The sequence below is a fragment of the Bisbaumannia salifodinae genome, from assembly GCF_055388505.1.
Window position 1 is genome coordinate 427,216 of the sequence record NZ_AP043781.1, and the last position, 15,439, is coordinate 442,654.

Sequence of the window (15,439 nt, forward strand, 5' to 3'; positions counted from 1 at the left end):
GAATTTGTTGTCTCTGATATGTTCAACCATATCATTGTCGAATAGATGAGTCTTTCCTAGCATCCCTTCTGAACGTGCCGTGCGCGCCGGTATCGCCGTGCGGCAGCGGGTTTCCCGGTGGCCCCCAGCGGTGCTGCTTATCCAGGTCTTTCAGAAGGTTGCGTATGACTACCTCACCCTCATCTCAGGGCTCGTTTGCCCTGGCCGCCGTTTGTTTGTCCGCATTGATGCTGGGACTGGAGATTTCCAGCGTGCCGCCGATCCTGTCGACGATCGAGCAGGTCATGCAAGCCAGTTTCAGGCAGCTCCAGTGGGTCATGGCGGCCTATACCATTGCCATGACGACCATCCTGATGGCCGTCGGCACGCTGGCCGACCGTTACGGCCGCAAGCGCGTCTTCACCATCGGCATCGTGGCGTTCGGCGTCACCTCCCTCGTTTGCGGGCTGACCGAGAGCGCCGCCATCCTGATCGTCGCCCGCTTTCTCCAGGGCCTGAGCGCGGCGATGATGCTGATCTGCCAGATCGCCATCCTGTCCAACCAGTTCCGGGACGGGCGCGAGCGCGGCAAGGCCTTCGCCTGGTGGGGCATCGTGTTCGGTGCCGGCCTGGGCTTTGGCCCGATCATCGGTGGTGCCATCCTGGCGCTGGCGAGTTGGGAATGGGTGTTCCTGGTCCACGGGGTCCTGGCCGTCATCACGCTGTTCCTGAGCCAGGTCGGCGTGCTGGAGTCGCGCGACCCGCAGGCCACGCGCCTGGACATTGCCGGAATCGTGACGCTCTCCATCGCCGTGTTCTGCCTGGTGCTGTTCGTGACGCAAGGCCCGGTCCTCGGATTCACCAGTCCGGCGGCGCTGGGCATCATCGGGCTGGCCGTCGTGAGCTTGGTGGGATTCGTCATCGCCGAGCAGACCAGCCGCCGGCCGATGATCGAGTTCTCGGTCTTCAGGGTGCGCAACTTTTCCGGGGCCTTGCTCGGTTCGATGGGGCAGAACTTCAGCTTCTGGCCATTCATTATCTACCTGCCGATCTATTTTCACGTCGGGCTGGGCTACGACAGCGTGCAGACGGGCCTGGCCCTGCTGGCCTATACGTTGCCCACGCTGTTCATTCCCCCATTGGCGGAACGCTTGTCCCTGCGCTATCAGCCCGGCGTCGTGATTCCCCTGGGGCTATCGATTCTTGGCCTGGGCTTCTTGCTGATGAAGATCGGCAGTGTCTCCGCCCAGCCGGGTTGGCTGATCCTGCCGGGATGCGTGCTGGCCGGCATTGGCCTGGGCCTGACCAATACGACCACCACCAATACGATCACCGTATCCGTTGCGGCCGAGCGCGCAGGCATGGCGTCGGGCGCGGATACCAGCGCCAGGATGATTTCGCTGGCCTTCAACATCGCGGTGATGGGATTCATCCTGGTGGAAGGCATCATGGCGTATCTACGAAACACGCTGAATGTGCCCGACAGCACCGGCCTGCGACTGTTCGCGGAAAAGATTGCCGCCGGTGATGTCCGGGTGCTGGAGCAGAACCCAGCCTTGCTGTCCCATATCGCGGCACCCGGCGAGGCCATCAATGCCGCCCTGGTGTCAGGGTTCGGCTGGGTCATGGTGTACGGCGCAGCCAGTGCTTTTCTGCTGGCTCTGGGCAGCTATCTCACCTTCTCGCCCGGCAAGACAGCGCAGCGGGGTAGCGATGATCCAGGGACCCGGCAAGGGCAGTCGGCATGGGAGAACACGCCATGAATCTTGGAATCATCGGTGCCGGGCACATGGCCCAGGCAGTGGGCCGGTTGGCGCTCAAGGCAGGTCATCGCGTCATGGCGAGCAACTCAAGAGGGCCACGAAGCCTGTTGGGTCTGCGTGAAGCACTGGGCTGCGAGGTTGGCAGTATCCGCGAGGCAGCAGCATTCGGGGATGTGGTCTTCGCGGCCATACCGCTTCAAGCCTATCGGGCCATTCCGGCGGCATCACTGGCGGGTAAGGTCGTGCTCAATCCGCAGAACTATTTTCCCCACTTCGGGCGCATCCCAGAATTGGAGAACGGGGCACTGACGACGGCGGAACTGCTGGCGCGGCATCTGCCGCAGTCGCACGTGGTCAAGGCGTTGAACTCCATCCTGGTGGAGGACGTGGTACCGGATGCCCGGCCTGGCGGTGCAGCGGATCGCCGGGCGCTTCCCATTGCGGGCGACGACGGCGAGGCCAAGCAGACCGCCATCGGGGTCCTCAACGAGATTGGCTATGACGCCGTGGATGCGGGGCCGCTCGCGGAAGGCTGGCGATTCGAACGGCGCAGGCCCGTCTATTGCGTGCCGTTGGACAAGGCCATGCTGGCGCAGAGGCTGGCTGCCACGACGCGGGATGCGGTCATGCCAGAAGGGCATTGGCGCTATCAGACGGGCATTCGTGGTTGACGGCCAGTGCGATGCGACGGCCACGGCAAGGGAGCAACGCTATTGCGCAGTAGCGGGTAATGCCGCGGTGGCGAGCCCTGTATCGTGAGCGTGTGGGGCATGCCGAAGAACCTGGCCAACCGGGTCATCATCCGCGATGACTTCCGGTCCCGGCCAGGCCTCGGCCTGCCCGCCGGAGTACTCTATGGCCCTCAAGGGGGGCGTTTGCCTGGTGGGGCCATCGCGTAGCAGTGGAGGCCTCCTTACCCGCGTGGTCGGCGGACGGCTCTCACCGTTCCGCTGCCCCCGCCACCGCAGAAGAAGCGATCATTGCCATCGGATTCGAGCCCGGATACGCCCACGCCGGGCGGCATCTCGAGACTCTCCAGCACCGCTCCCGTGCGCGGATCGATGCGCCGCAAGTCGCTCGAGTCCTCTTCCCAGGTGCCGTGCCAGAGTTCGCCGTCGACCCAGGTGACCCCGGTGACGAAGCGGTTGGACTCGATGGTGCGAAGAATGTCTCCTGACTGGGGATCGACCTGCTGGATCCTGCGGTCCCGATACTGCCCCACCCAGAGCGACCCTTCGGCCCAGGCGAGCCCGGAGTTGCCGCCGCCGGGGGGCGCCGGGATCGTGGCGAGCACGGCGCCGGTCTGCGGATCGATCTTCTGGATGCGGTCCTCGGCGATCTGGAACAGGTGCTCCCCGTCGAAGGCCGTGCCGGCATGCGCGGCGACATCGACCGAGCGCCGCGTCTCGCCGCTGGCCGGATCGAGGACGGTCAGGGTGTCGCCGGTGGCAAACCAGATTTGCCGGCCGTCGTAGGTGACGCCATGCACGGCATCGACGCCGGGAAAGGGGCCATATTCGCGGAGGATTTCGGCGGTTGAACGGTTCATGTAATTCTCCCGAGCGTTGTGTACGCCTTCATCCTAGGCACCCGGAAAGGGACCGGGGAGTAACAAGGTTGTCGTGAATCCCGGCACGGGCGGGGTCATCCAGCGCCGCGCTCGCCCGCGACCCAACGCCTGCACCTTGCCTGCCGCCGCCAGCGAGTCGAGGGCGCGCTGCACGGTGCGCTGGCTGGTACCCAGTGCCAGCGCCAGGGCCGAGCTCGACCACGGCTCGCCGTCATCGAGCAGGGCGAGCAGCGCGGCATGCGGCTCCTCGATCGGCCGTGCCAGCACCACGACCTCGTCGGCGCGGTGCGGCACCAGCGTGAAGCCTCGCTTCGTCGCGCGCACGTCGGCCAGTGGCTCAAGCTCCGTGCGAAGCCGGCCGATTTCGACGCGTAGCCGCGCGCGATGCGAGTCATCGGCGAACTTGGTGCGGAAGGCGTGCGCGATAAGCGTGCCCCTCGGCACGTCTCCCGGCCAGGCCTCGCCCAGCAGGCGGGCGAGCGCGAACAGTACCGGGCGGCTGGCAAGCGAGATCCGCGTGTGGGCGTCACGCACGACGTGGCGGCAGGCGTCGACGACGAGGGCCTGTGATGCCAGCAAGGCTTCGACCTCCCCGAGCAGCAGGGGCCGCGCTTCGCCACGCGCGATCAGGCGTGCCGCGGGCGTGGTCAGCACGCGAACGGTGCTTTCGACCTCCGCCGTCAGCGCCGGGATCCCGGCGAGGCGTGCGTCGCGCTCGGCCCGGGCGAGCGCGGCGTGTGCCGCCGTCGTGTGCAGGCGGCGTATCGCGATCCCCGCCACCACCAGCGCGTGGGCCGTGCGCAAGACGGGCGGGAGAGGCGCAGAGTTGAGGTCGGCGAGCGCCTGCTCCGCCTCGTCCAGGCGCCCGATCAGCAGCAGGCGCCGCGCCTCGAGGTAGCGCGCCTGGGCGGCGTTCACCCGGTCGCCATGTGCCTCGAGCGTCGCCCGCGCCGTGTCGAGTGCCTTCGCGGGCCAGCCGAGGTCGCGCGAGACGAGCGCGATCTCGGCCTCGGCGACGATACACCGCGCGCGGGCCACGGCCTCCTTCGGACCGAAGGCGCGCGCCGCACTGCGCAGCAGCGCCTTCGCGCGATCGAGCTCGCCGAGCTGTGCCATCGCGATGCCGCGCAGCGCGAGCGCCGGCGCATCGTCGCGCAAGGCGACGCGGTTCAAGGCGCCGAGGGGATCACCCGCCGCGAGCGCACGGGCCGCGGCCGTGATCAGCGAGTCCATCGCAATCCCGCCACACTGGTTACTCCCAACGTTCGTTCACCCGGTCGCCACTGGATCCCATGGCCAGGCTCTTCCATTGGCTTCCCGATAGGCAAGGATAGGCTACTGAGTGCCGGACGGTTCGGGCTGGGCCCGGTGTCGGCGCCGCCCCGTGACCAGTTCGACCAGGGTGTCGGGGCAGATCGCCTTGCAGATGCCGCCCCGGGGGCGCTGGGTCGGGGCGTCCTCGGCGGCGAGCATGGCGTTGACGATGGCCTCGTCGACGCCCTCCACCGCGGCCAGGTAGAAGGGGTCGAAGACCTCGTCGTTAAGGTAGGCGAAGGCCTGGTGGGCCTCGGCGAGCTGCGGCAGTGGGCGCGGGTTGGCGGTGCTGAAGGCGAGGAAGATATCGCCGGAGTTGTTGCCGCCGGGGGTACCGCCGCGGCCGATGCCGAGGCCGGCGCGCTTGGCCAGGCGCCTGAGCTGGTGGGGCATCATAGGGGCGTCGGTGGCCAGCACCGCGATGATCGAGCCCCGTTCGCTGTCGAGTCCGGGGAGGCGGTGGTCGTCGCCCAGGGTCTCCCCCAGGGGCACGCCGAGCACCTGCAGCCAGTCGCGGATGCCATGGTTGGCCTGCACCAGCACGCCCAGGGTGTAGTCCCGGCCGTCGACGCTGAGGCGCCGCGAGGCGGTGCCGGTGCCGCCCTTGTACTCGTAGCAGATCATGCCGTTGCCGCCACCCACGTTGCCCTCGGCGAGGGGGCCGGAGCGGGCGCCGCGGATCGCCGCCAGGGCATCCTCCTCGCGCACGTGCAGGCCGTTGATGTCGTTGAGTACGCCGTCGTAGGTCTCGGCGATCACCGGCATGGCCCATAGGTGGTGGTGGTGCCAGCGCTCGGCGTAGTGCTCGATCATCCAGCGCACCGTGGCGTGGTGGGTGATGCCGACGCCATGGGAGTTGGTGATGCACAGCGGGCCGACGAAGTAGCCGCCGTCATCGATCCAGTGGGTGCCGGTCATCTCGCCGTTGCCGTTGAGGGCATGGTAGCCGGCCCACACCGGCTGCGGCTCCCGGGCGAAGCCCCGGGGCAGGATGGCGGTCACCCCGGTCTTGGCCCAGCGCCCCGGGGCCGTGGTGGGGCGGTCGATGGTGGCGTAGCCGACATGGATGCCGGGCACGTCGGTGATGGCGTTGTACGGCCCCGGGGTGCCGGGAAACGGCAGGCCGAGATCGCGGCCGCGGCGCGGCGGAGTCAGGGTCTTAGTCATTGGCAGGATCGGTCTTGTCGGGGGTGGCTGGCGTGGCGGCGTGCTGCTTGTTGCGCAGGTAGAGGCCGATGGCGGCGATCGCCAGGGAGGCGAGCAGCAGCAGGGTGGCGATGGCGTTGATCTCGGGCTTGATGCCGCGGCGGATCAGGCCGTAGATAAATACCGGCAGGGTGGTGGAGTCGACGCCGGAGATGAAATAGGTGATCACCAGGTCGTCCATCGAGATGATAAAGGCGAGCATGGCGCCGCCGATGACGCCGGGGGCGATCAGCGGCAGGGTGATGCGCCGGAAGGTTGTCCAGGGGCCCGCGCCGAGGTCGGCGGAGGCCTCCTCGAGGCGGGTATCCAGCCCCGCCAGCCGCGCGCTGACGACGATAAACACATAGCTGATCAGGAAGGTGCAGTGGCCGATGATGATCGAGCCGGTGCCCAGCGGCATGCCCACGCTGATAAAGAAGATCAGCAGGGCGATGCCCAGCACGATATCGGGCATCACCATGGGCATGAACAGCAGGAAGCGATAGAAGCCCTGCAGGCGGAAGCGGTAGCGGGCCACCGCCAGGGCGGTCAGGGTGCCGACCAGGGTCGCGAGCAACGTGGTCGTCAGGGCGACGATCAGGCTGGTGCGCGTCGCGGCGAGCAACTGGTCGGTGGAGTCCGCGTAGAGCTCGCTGTCGCCGAGCTGGTGGGAGAGGCCGAAGATCGCGCGATACCAGTCCAGGGTGACATCGTGCCAGACCATCATGTTGATGGGGTTGGAGTTGAACGAGTAGGCCACGATCAGCAGGATCGGCGCGTAGAGGAAGGCGAAGAACAGCAGGCCGTAGCCGGTGAGCAGGCGCTTCCTGACGTGGATAAGCAGCGTCTTCATGCCTGGGCCTCCTTGCCGGGGGTGCCCGTGGCCTGGCGGCGCAGGGTGGCGCGCACATAGAGCATCAGCAGGCCCAGCACCACGCTCATCACCAGCATCGCCAGGGCCGCGCCGAAGGGCCAGTTGCGGGCCTGGAGGAACTGCTGCTCGATCAGGTTGCCGATCATCAGCACCTGGGCGCCGCCGAGCAGCGAGGGCACGATGAAGTTGCCCAGGGTGGGGATGAACACCAGGATGGAGCCGCCGATGATGCCGGGCAGGGTGAGCGGCAGGGTCACCCGGCGGAAGGTGGTGATACGGCCGGCGCCCAGGTCGTAGGAGGCCTCGATCAGGCCGCGATCGAGCTTCTCGATGCTGGCGTAGAGCGGCAGGAACATGAAGGGGGCCATGATATAGACCAGGCCGATCAGCACCGCGGCCTCGGTGTAGATCAGGCCCACCGGGGCGTCGCTGATCCCCAGCCAGGCCAGCAGGCCGTTGAGCGCGCCCGAGGGGCGCAGGATCAGCACCCAGGCATAGAGCCGCACGATCAGGCTGGCGAAGAAGGGCAGGGTGATCAGGAACAGGCAGAAGTTGCGCCGCCGGGGCGGCAGCCGGCTGACCCAGAAGGCCACCGGGTAGCAGACCAGCAGGCAGAGGGCGGCGGTGATCAGGGCGATGCGCAGCGAGCGCATCAGGATGCCCAGGTAGACCGGATCGAACTCCTCGATGGGGCCGTTGGCCCAGCCGAGGATGCGGCCGAAGTTATCCGCATAGAAGTTCCACACCACGCCGCCGTAGAGGCCGGGCTCCAGCAGGCTGAACACCGCCATGATGGCCAGTGGCATAAAGAAGAAGACGCCGAGGAAGGCGGTCACCGGGCCGAGCAGGGCGATCAGGCCCCAGCGTGGGCGGTGGGGCCGGGCCTTGGGGGCGGCGCCGGCGGCGAGGGTCGAGGTCAGTTGCGTCGTGCTCATGGTCGCCTCCTAGGCCGCGATCACATGGGGGGCGTCGATGGCGTACCACAGGGCGACCTCGTCGCCGAGCTCGCGCCCGGCCAGGGTCTGGCCGTCGTGGCCGCGCAGGGCCGCCTTGATCGGCTGGCCACCGCGGGTCTCGAGGATGATCTCCAGGTCGCGGCCGACGAAGGCCTTGGCGGTGAGCCGCCCCTTCAGGCTGGCGTAGCGGTCGGCACAGGGCGGGTGCACGCAGAACTGCTCGGGGCGCAGCATCACCTGCAGCTCGCCCGTCGCGGATTGGGCCGGCCGTCGCAGGACCAGGGGCTCGTCGTCCGCCAGGCGCAGCCGGCCGAGCCCGCCGTCACCCGCCTCGAGGGTGCCCCGGAAGCGGTTGCTCTCGCCGATGAACTCGGCGACGAAGGCATTCACTGGGCGGTCGTAGATCTCGGTGGGCTTGCCCTGCTGCTGGATATGGCCGCCGTTGAGCACCACGATGCGGTCCGACATGGTCAGCGCCTCCTCCTGGTCGTGGGTCACGAACACGAAAGCGATGCCCAGCTCGTTCTGCAGGCTCTTGAGCTCGCGCTGCATGGTCTGGCGCAGGTGGCGGTCCAGGGCCGAGAGCGGCTCGTCGAGCAGCAGCAGGGCGGGGCGATTGATGATCGCCCGGGCCAGGGCCACGCGCTGCTGCTGGCCGCCGGAGAGCTGGCCGGGGCTGCGTTGCTGCAGGCCGTTCATGCCGACCATCTCCAGGGCCTCGCCGACCCGCTGCTGGCGCTCGCGTTTCGGCACCCCGCGCACCGAGAGGCCATAGCCGACGTTCTCGCCCACCGAGAGATGGGGAAAGAGCGCATAGCTCTGGAAGACGGTATTGACCGGCCGGGCGTGGGGCGGGATGCGGTTCATCTCCCGGCCCTGGATATGGATCGAGCCCTCGTCGAGGGCCTCGAAGCCGCTGATGGTGCGCAGCAGGGTGGTCTTGCCGCAGCCGGAGGGGCCCAGCAGGGTGACGAACTCCCTGGCCCCCACGCTCAGGTCGATGCCGGCCAGGGCGGCAATCCGCTGGCCTTCGGGGGTACGGAACTGCTTGATGGCGCGGCGAATCTCGACGACCGGCGCCTCGGGGGTGATGGCTTTCATCGGGCACTCCTGGGACGGCACCCGCTGGGCGCCGTCGATCCATGGGCTCTGGGAAGGGGCTTACTGGGCGGTGCGCACGCGCATCCAGGTGCGGTCGTAGCGGCGCACGGCGGCGCCCAGGTCCTCGAAGACCTGCAGCCGCGCCATGACCTCCTCGGGCGGGTAGATCGCCGGGTTATTGCGCAGCTCGTCGGGCAGCAGCGCCAGGGCCTCGCGATTGGGGGTGCCGTGCTTCTGTTGGCGGGCATTGAGCGCGGCGATCTCGGGGCGCAGCAGGAACTCCATGAAGCGGATGGCGTTGTCCCGGTTGGGGGCGTCGTGCAGCAGGCAGAGGTTTTCCTGGTAGAGGGTGGCCCCCTCCTCGGGGATCACGTAGGCCAGGTCTTCCGGGGCCTCATCGACGTACATCATGGCGCCGACGAAGTAGTGGGCGGCGGCCAGGTCGCCGGACTGCACCATGGGCACCACGTCGTAGGTGAAGGCGGAGATCAGCGGCCGGCGCTCGATCAGGTAGTCGCCGGCGCGGGTCAGGGCGTCCGCCTCGTCGGTATTGACCGAGTCGCCGTTGGCGATCAGCGCCACGCCCAGGGTCTCGCGCATGTCATCGAGCATCGCCACCCGCTGGCCGTCACGGGCGGCGGCGAAAAAGTCCTCCCAGGAGTTCATCTCCTCGACCGCATTGCGGTTGTAGAAGATGCCCACCGTGCCCCAGGCATAGGGCAGGCAGTACTCGCCCTCGGGGTCGGTCCGGGCCCGCAGGAAGTCGGGGTCGATATTGCCGAAGGCCTCGCTCTGATTGATCCCGGTCGGGGCGATCAGCTCGAGCTGGAAGAGGATGTCCTGCATATGCACCGAGGGGAAGACCAGGTCGTAACCCGAGGCGCCGGCCTGGAGCTTGGCGAGCATTTCCTCGTTGCTGCCGTAGGTGTCCAGGGTGACCCGGACGTCGTACTCCTCGCTGAATCGCTCGAGCACGGCGGGGTTGATATAGTCCCCCCAGTTGTAGAGGTGCAGTTGACCGTCGGCGAAGGCCGGCGAGAGGGTGAGGGTGCCTAGGCCGAGCGCCCCCAGCAGCCGGGGCGCGGGCAGGTAGCGCAGGATGGGACAGGGCATGTGATGCCTCCTTGTTGTTGTTGGATGGCCCGGAGTGGGCGACGGGCTCTGTCACTGCAATGACAGGAGTATGTCTTTTGATGATTATAAGACAGAGTTCTACCATTGCAAGGTAGATCTCTGTCATCACGCACGCTCAAGGTAGAGGCATGTTCTCCGAGAAACTGGAAAGTCAGCTCAATGAGTTACCACCGGCCGAGCGAACGCTGGCGGCCTATATCCAGGCGAATCTCGACGATATGGTGTTCGAGAACGGCGAGAGCCTGGCCCGCAAGAGCGGGGTGAGCCCCAATACGGTGAGCCGCTTCCTGCGCCGCCTGGGCTATACCGGCCTGAAGAGCCTGAAGGAGGAGTTGCGCGATCAGGTGCGGGTGCAGTCGTTGCTCAACCCCGCCCTGATCGCGCGGGTCGAGCGGCCGGGAAGCGACCTCGGCGAGCCGATCGGCCGCGAGATCGAGGCCCTGCTGGACCTCGCCAAGCAGCTCGAGTCACCGCGCTGGAAGGCGATGCTCGACGTGGTCGATGCGGCGGAGAAAGTCTTCGTCTGCGGCTTCCAGACGGTCAGCGGCCTGGCCGAGGATTTCTCCAACCGCCTGGCGCTGGTGCGCCCCGGGGTGGAGTTCCTCAACCTCTATGGCGGCGTGATGGGGCCCTGGCTCGACTGCAACAAGGAGCGCAGTTGCCTGATCCTGGTCGATATCGCCCCCTATGCCGAGGCGGGGATCACCTTCGCCCAGGAGTGCGTGAGGCGCGATGCCGAGCTGGTGGTGTTCGCCGACGAATACGGCATCGCCCAGCACGTCACCACGCCGCACCTGATCACCATGCAGACCAAGACCGGCCTGATCCTCGAGTCGACCGGCGGCCTGACCACGGCGCTGAACTTCCTGGTACACGGCATCGCCTCACGGCGCCGGGGCGAGCTCAAGCAGCGGCTTCAGACCTACCAGGAGCGCGTCCGGGCGCTGAAGCTGTATCGCTGAGGGCGTGGCCCCGCCATCCTTCAGGGGGTTCTTCGCCAGTTTACAGCGCCGGCATCATCACGGGGTCGCATGGATGGCGGAGCTGGATGCGATCGCCGAGCCACGCTGGATCGATCATTCCCCACCGGCGCCGGCGCTCTGGAAGCCGCGCACCAGGTAGTCGAACAGCAGGCCGTAGGCGATGCCGAGGGGGATCGCCACCACCGTGGTGGCGGCCATCAGCGACGGCCAGAAGTAGACGTCGCCGCGGATCAGCTCGGTGGGTACCCCGGCGCTGATGTTGCGCGCCGCCGATTCGCTGACGAAGGTCACCGCGTAGATGTAGTTGGACAGCGACAGCGAGAAGGCGAAGACGATGCAGGCGCCGATGCCGGGCAGGGCCTGGGGCAGCACCACCTTCCAGAACGCCTGGAGGCGGGTGCAGCCATCCAGCAGCGCGGCCTCGTCCAGTTGCGGTGGTATCGAGCGGAAGAATCCCAGCAGCAGCCAGGTGCAGAAGGGAATGGTGATGGTCGGCAGCACCAGTACCAGCGACCAGATGCTGTTGGCCAGCCCCAGCGCCACCACGATGCGGAACAGCGGGATAAACAGCAGGGTGGGGGGGATCAGGTAGACGAGGAAGATCGCCATGCCGGAGCGTTCGCCCCAGTGGCCGGTCAGCCGCGCCAGGGCGTAGGCCGCCGGCACGGCCAGCGCCACGGTGATGGCCACCACCAATAGCCCGATGATGATGGAGTTGACGGCGAAGGTGGGGAAGGCCGTGTCGGTGAACAGGTAGATCAGGTGGTCCAGGGTCGGCGAGGTTTCGTAGATGAAGGGGTTGGAGCCGAAGCGGTAGAGCTCGCTCTCGCGCTTGAAGATGGTGATCACCGCGTACAGCACCGGCAGGGTGGTGAACAGCACCAGCAGGGTGATGGCGGCGTAGAAGAGGGGCTTGCGTGCGGCGGTTCGCATGGCCTTTCCCCCTTAGTCCTTGCCCGCGCGATAGGCGAAGCGCAGCGCCACGATCGCCGCCGCCAGCAGCACCGGGAACAGGAACAGGGCGATGGCCGCGCCCTGGCCCAGGTCGCCGCTGTTGATGCCCTTGAGGTAGGCCCAGAGCGGCAGGATCTGGGTGCTGTGGCCGGGGCCGCCGCGGGTCAGCAGGGCGATGGTCGACATCTCGCCGATCACCAGCAGGGCGGTGAACAGGATCGCCACGGTCAGCACCGGGGCCAGCGCCGGGATGATGATGCGGAACAGGATGCGGAAGAAGCCGGCGCCGTCGAGCTGCGCCTGCTCGAGGCGCTCGCGGGGAATCGACAGGCGCCCGGCCAGCACGATGATGGTCGCCAGCGGCAGCGTTCGCCACACGTCGACCAGCACGATCGAGGCGATCGCCAGGCCCTCCCGGCCCAGGTAGAAGAGGTTCCAGGAGGGGCCGAAGGTGCCGCCCGGGCCGAGCAGCCCGATCTGCACCAGCACCCAGTCGATGGGGCTGTACTGGGAGTCCAGTACCCACAGCCAGGTGATCGCCGACAGCGACACCGGCATCGCCCAGGGGATCATGAACAGCACCTGGACCAGCCGCTTGCCGCGGAAGTCGCGGGCCAGCAGCTCGACGGCGGTGGTCGCCAGTACCAGCAGGATCAGCACCGTGAGGGTGGTGATCAGCAGGCTGTTGCGCAGCGCCAGGCGAAAGCCCGACTGGCCGAGGACGGCGATGAAGTTGTCCAGGCCGACGAAGGTGTCGATGCGCGGATCGCCGACCGTGGCATCGCTCACGCTTAGGGCGATGGCGATAAAGAAGGGCACGGCCACGAAGGCCACCACATAGAGCACCGCCGGCGCGAGCATCAGGGCGCCCAGCACCCGCGGGCGCTCGAGGGCCAGCGCCAGGCGGGCCAGGGCGCCATCGGGCCCGGCGTTCATGCCACCGCCACCTTGGCTGCCGAGAGCCGCTGGCCCGTCTCGGGATCGAAGAAGCAGGCATCGCTGCGGGTCACCACGAAGTGGTAGGTCTCGCCGGTGGCAAGCGAGGGCACGGCGGCCTGGCGCAGGCGGCCGATGACCCGCGGCGGTCGCGGTTGCTTGGTGACACCGCGGCGTACCACACCGTAGATCAGCCATTCCGCCCCCAGGAATTCGAGGTGCTCGACCTCGATGTCGAGTTCCAGGGCGACCTCGTCGCCCGGCGCCTCGGCGGCGAGATGGAAATGCTCCGGACGCACGCCGATCAGGCGCCCGTCGCGAGGCAGCAGGTTCATCGGCGGGTCGCCGATGAAGCCGGCGACGAAGGTGTCGGCGGGGTCGTAGTAGAGCTGCTGGGGCGTGCCGATCTGGTGGACGATGCCCTTCTCCATGACCATGATGCGATCGGCCAGCCCCAGGGCCTCGGTCTGATCGTGGGTCACGTAGAGGGTGGTGATGCGGGTGCGGTCGTGGAGCTCGCGCAGCTCGCCGCGGGCCTGGCTGCGGATCTGCGCATCCAGCGAGCTCAGCGGCTCGTCGAACAGGAAGAGGTCGGGGGTACGCACCATGGCCCGGGCCAGCGCCACGCGCTGGCTCTGGCCGCCCGATAGCCGGGTCGGGCGGCGGTCGAGCAGGTCGCTGATCTCGAGGATGCCGGCCACCCAGTCCAGCTGGCGCCGCTGCTCGTCCGGCGGCGCCTGGCGCGCGCGCAGCGGGAAGAGGATGTTGTCGCGCACCGTCATGTTGGGGTAGAGCGCATAGTTCTGGAACACCATGGCGATGTTGCGGCGGCGCGGGGGGATGCCGACGATGGACTGCCCGTCGATGAACAGCTCGCCGGCGCTGGGCTCCTCGAGGCCGGCGACCAGGCGCATCAGGGTGGTCTTGCCCGAGCCGGAGGGGCCGAGCACGGCGAGCAGCTCGCCATCGCGGGTCTCCATGTCGACCCCGTCCACGGCGATGATGCGACCGTAGTGTTTCTTCAGTGCCCGCGTCGTCAGAATCGCCATAGGTGCTCGTCGTCAGGGGGATGCCGCGGCCGGCCCGGGAACGGACCGGCCGGCGGTCATCAGTCGCTGCCGCTACCGATCATCCCGCGTTCACGCCACTTGGCGAAGATCTCCTCGATCTCGGCGTGGGTGTCGGCGATCGCCTGTTCCGGCGTCTTCTCGCCGCGGGCGACGTCGGCCATCATGCTGGAGAGCAGATGGGACTCGTACACCTCGCTGATCGCCGGGTTGGCGTAGCCGGGATAGCCGAGCCAGGCGGTCCACTCCTCCGCGGTCCTGAGCAGGGCCAGCTTGTCCGGCGGCTCGGCGCCCCAGGGATCGTCGCTCAGCCAGCCGTCCTCGGCGAACAGCGACTCGCTGCGCGACGGGAAGGCCGGGAAGTTGTAGAACTTCGAGTAGTAGGAGGCGCTGGCGTAGTTGTTCTCCAGGTCGAGCATGAACTTCTGGGCCGCGGCCAGCTCGTCGGGGTCCGTCACGTAGTCGGGGATCACGTCGATGAACCACACATGAGACGGCATCCTCACCTCGCCGCCGGGGCCCTGCAGACCCGGTCGGAAGCCGGTGTCCGCGGCGACCTCCGGGGCCGACTCCTGGGCGCTGCGATAGAAGGAGATGGAGTTCTGGATGTAGGAGGCGCGGCCGCCGATAAAGGTCTGGTTATTGGAGGCCGCGTTCCAGGCGAAGACCTCCGGCGTCATGGCGCTGTCGAACAGCTCCTTCTGGAAGCGCACCGCCTCGAGCACCTCGGGCGAGTCGAAGGTCACGTTGCCGTTCTCGTCCTGGATCGAGCCGCCATAGGACCAGATCAACGCGCGGGCATAGAACTCGGAGTCGATCTCCGGCGACATGCCCACCGCCACCGGGAGGCCGGTGTCCTCGAAGATCCTGGCACCGCCCTCGAGCAGGTCCTGGTAGGTCACGGGTCCCTCGGGGAAGCCGGCGTCGGCCCACAGCGAGCGTCGATAGTCGCCGGGGTCGGGCACCCAGCCATGGCAGAAGCCGTACCAGGTGTCGGTGGCGGGCAGATAGCTGGAGCGCTCGCAGGTGTCGGTGCGCTCGCCGAAGGCTTCCGCCGCGGCCTGGTTGACGTCTGCCAACGACTGCAGGCCGTCGATGAACGCCGTGGGTGGGGCCACCATCTCGAAGACCGTGGCACCCTCTCCGGCGGCGATGGAGGCCGAGAGCGTCGACGTCAGGTCGGCGAGGTTGATCATGTTCACCGTGACCTCGACGTTGTGCGCTTCGCCCCAGTGCTGGGCGTATTCCCGGAACCATTCGTCATAGCGCGGCACGAAATGGCTCCATTGGGTGAGGCTGATGGCGGTGCCGTCGGGGAACTGCTCGGGGAAGGTCATGTCCCCGTAACTGGTGCGGAATTCGGGATCGGAGGGCTCGTTCTGCGCGAGGGCGGTCGAGGGCTGCATGGCCAGGGCGAACGCAGCGCCCGCGGCAAGGCTCGCCCCGCGCAGGGCAAGGAGACGGTCCCGTATGCTGTGGCGCAACATACTGACACCTCTCGATGGAATGTCTCTGATTCCAGTCTAGGTGGTGGCGGGGGGCTGTCAAAACGCCGCGCGGGAAAACCGGGGGATCCCTCGGGGGCTGCCCCGGATTTCCCGCGCCCGTGAGGATGGCGCCGAT

At 67.7% G+C, this 15,439-nt stretch carries 14 protein-coding genes; 3 read left to right on the top strand and 11 right to left on the bottom strand.

The genetic code is table 11. From position 1 onward, the window contains the following. Window positions 1-164 precede the first annotated feature (164 nt). Window positions 165-1,742, top strand: a complete 1,578-nt coding sequence (locus ACZ5EF_RS02035; RefSeq protein ID WP_346062720.1) for an MFS transporter — start codon at window positions 165-167, stop codon at window positions 1,740-1,742. After that, window positions 1,739-2,413 (top strand): NADPH-dependent F420 reductase, encoded by a 675-nt coding sequence (locus tag ACZ5EF_RS02040; protein WP_346062719.1) that lies wholly within the window; start codon window positions 1,739-1,741, stop codon window positions 2,411-2,413. Before ACZ5EF_RS02035 ends, ACZ5EF_RS02040 begins: the two co-directional genes overlap by 4 nt. A gap of 242 nt (window positions 2,414-2,655) precedes the next feature. Here ACZ5EF_RS02040 and ACZ5EF_RS02045 read toward each other — a convergent pair whose 3' ends face one another. From ACZ5EF_RS02045 to ACZ5EF_RS02075, 7 genes are all read right to left on the bottom strand, one after another. Further along, window positions 2,656-3,291 (bottom strand): Vgb family protein, encoded by a 636-nt coding sequence (locus ACZ5EF_RS02045; protein ID WP_346062718.1) that lies wholly within the window; start codon window positions 3,289-3,291, stop codon window positions 2,656-2,658. A gap of 33 nt (window positions 3,292-3,324) precedes the next feature. Beyond that, window positions 3,325-4,545 carry an HTH domain-containing protein gene (locus ACZ5EF_RS02050; RefSeq protein ID WP_346062717.1) on the bottom strand — a complete coding sequence of 407 codons (1,221 nt, stop codon included), beginning with the start codon at window positions 4,543-4,545 and terminating at the stop codon, window positions 3,325-3,327. Window positions 4,546-4,647: 102 nt separating this feature from the next. After that, the gene (locus ACZ5EF_RS02055) at window positions 4,648-5,793 is read right to left on the bottom strand and encodes a DmpA family aminopeptidase (RefSeq protein ID WP_346062716.1); all 1,146 of its coding nucleotides are present in this window, start codon (window positions 5,791-5,793) and stop codon (window positions 4,648-4,650) included. Next, the gene (locus ACZ5EF_RS02060) at window positions 5,786-6,664 is read right to left on the bottom strand and encodes an ABC transporter permease (RefSeq protein WP_346062715.1); all 879 of its coding nucleotides are present in this window, start codon (window positions 6,662-6,664) and stop codon (window positions 5,786-5,788) included. Before ACZ5EF_RS02060 ends, ACZ5EF_RS02055 begins: the two co-directional genes overlap by 8 nt. Further along, window positions 6,661-7,620 carry an ABC transporter permease gene (locus ACZ5EF_RS02065; RefSeq protein ID WP_346062714.1) on the bottom strand — a complete coding sequence of 320 codons (960 nt, stop codon included), beginning with the start codon at window positions 7,618-7,620 and terminating at the stop codon, window positions 6,661-6,663. The genes ACZ5EF_RS02060 and ACZ5EF_RS02065 overlap by 4 nt, the downstream gene beginning before the upstream one ends. A gap of 9 nt (window positions 7,621-7,629) precedes the next feature. Beyond that, window positions 7,630-8,742, bottom strand: a complete 1,113-nt coding sequence (locus ACZ5EF_RS02070) for an ABC transporter ATP-binding protein (protein WP_346062713.1) — start codon at window positions 8,740-8,742, stop codon at window positions 7,630-7,632. Between the two features lie 60 nt (window positions 8,743-8,802). Further along, a complete protein-coding gene (locus tag ACZ5EF_RS02075; RefSeq protein WP_346062712.1) occupies window positions 8,803-9,855 on the bottom strand; it encodes a polyamine ABC transporter substrate-binding protein in 1,053 nt (350 codons plus the stop codon). 149 nt (window positions 9,856-10,004) lie between these two features. Between ACZ5EF_RS02075 and ACZ5EF_RS02080 the strand changes: the two genes are divergently transcribed. Continuing rightward, complete coding sequence (locus ACZ5EF_RS02080) at window positions 10,005-10,838, top strand: MurR/RpiR family transcriptional regulator (RefSeq protein ID WP_346062711.1); 834 nt, start codon at window positions 10,005-10,007, stop codon at window positions 10,836-10,838. A gap of 114 nt (window positions 10,839-10,952) precedes the next feature. On the opposite strand, the gene ACZ5EF_RS02085 is transcribed toward ACZ5EF_RS02080, so the two are convergent. From ACZ5EF_RS02085 to ACZ5EF_RS02100, 4 genes are read right to left on the bottom strand one after another with little or no spacing between them, the layout of a single operon-like run. Beyond that, window positions 10,953-11,792, bottom strand: coding sequence for a carbohydrate ABC transporter permease (locus ACZ5EF_RS02085; protein WP_346062710.1), 840 nt, complete (start codon window positions 11,790-11,792; stop codon window positions 10,953-10,955). A gap of 12 nt (window positions 11,793-11,804) precedes the next feature. Beyond that, window positions 11,805-12,749, bottom strand: coding sequence for a carbohydrate ABC transporter permease (locus ACZ5EF_RS02090; protein WP_346062709.1), 945 nt, complete (start codon window positions 12,747-12,749; stop codon window positions 11,805-11,807). Then, window positions 12,746-13,798, bottom strand: coding sequence for an ABC transporter ATP-binding protein (locus ACZ5EF_RS02095; protein WP_346062708.1), 1,053 nt, complete (start codon window positions 13,796-13,798; stop codon window positions 12,746-12,748). The genes ACZ5EF_RS02090 and ACZ5EF_RS02095 overlap by 4 nt, the downstream gene beginning before the upstream one ends. Before the next feature lie 59 nt (window positions 13,799-13,857). Then, complete coding sequence (locus ACZ5EF_RS02100; protein WP_464122747.1) at window positions 13,858-15,303, bottom strand: ABC transporter substrate-binding protein; 1,446 nt, start codon at window positions 15,301-15,303, stop codon at window positions 13,858-13,860. Window positions 15,304-15,439 lie beyond the last annotated feature (136 nt).

Excerpts from the sequence above, each read along its gene's own strand:
- ACZ5EF_RS02060 (WP_346062715.1), bottom strand. The coding sequence starts at position 6,664 with ATGAAGACGCTGCTTATCCACGTCAGGAAGCGCCTGCTCACCGGCTAC.
- ACZ5EF_RS02070 (WP_346062713.1), bottom strand. The coding sequence starts at position 8,742 with ATGAAAGCCATCACCCCCGAGGCGCCGGTCGTCGAGATTCGCCGCGCC.
- ACZ5EF_RS02085 (WP_346062710.1), bottom strand. The coding sequence starts at position 11,792 with ATGCGAACCGCCGCACGCAAGCCCCTCTTCTACGCCGCCATCACCCTG.
- ACZ5EF_RS02035 (WP_346062720.1), top strand. The coding sequence starts at position 165 with ATGACTACCTCACCCTCATCTCAGGGCTCGTTTGCCCTGGCCGCCGTT.
- ACZ5EF_RS02100 (WP_464122747.1), bottom strand. The coding sequence starts at position 15,303 with ATGTTGCGCCACAGCATACGGGACCGTCTCCTTGCCCTGCGCGGGGCG.
- ACZ5EF_RS02080 (WP_346062711.1), top strand. The coding sequence starts at position 10,005 with ATGTTCTCCGAGAAACTGGAAAGTCAGCTCAATGAGTTACCACCGGCC.
- ACZ5EF_RS02075 (WP_346062712.1), bottom strand. The coding sequence starts at position 9,855 with ATGCCCTGTCCCATCCTGCGCTACCTGCCCGCGCCCCGGCTGCTGGGG.
- ACZ5EF_RS02050 (WP_346062717.1), bottom strand. The coding sequence starts at position 4,545 with ATGGACTCGCTGATCACGGCCGCGGCCCGTGCGCTCGCGGCGGGTGAT.
- ACZ5EF_RS02090 (WP_346062709.1), bottom strand. The coding sequence starts at position 12,749 with ATGAACGCCGGGCCCGATGGCGCCCTGGCCCGCCTGGCGCTGGCCCTC.
- ACZ5EF_RS02065 (WP_346062714.1), bottom strand. The coding sequence starts at position 7,620 with ATGAGCACGACGCAACTGACCTCGACCCTCGCCGCCGGCGCCGCCCCC.
- ACZ5EF_RS02040 (WP_346062719.1), top strand. The coding sequence starts at position 1,739 with ATGAATCTTGGAATCATCGGTGCCGGGCACATGGCCCAGGCAGTGGGC.
- ACZ5EF_RS02055 (WP_346062716.1), bottom strand. The coding sequence starts at position 5,793 with ATGACTAAGACCCTGACTCCGCCGCGCCGCGGCCGCGATCTCGGCCTG.
- ACZ5EF_RS02045 (WP_346062718.1), bottom strand. The coding sequence starts at position 3,291 with ATGAACCGTTCAACCGCCGAAATCCTCCGCGAATATGGCCCCTTTCCC.
- ACZ5EF_RS02095 (WP_346062708.1), bottom strand. The coding sequence starts at position 13,798 with ATGGCGATTCTGACGACGCGGGCACTGAAGAAACACTACGGTCGCATC.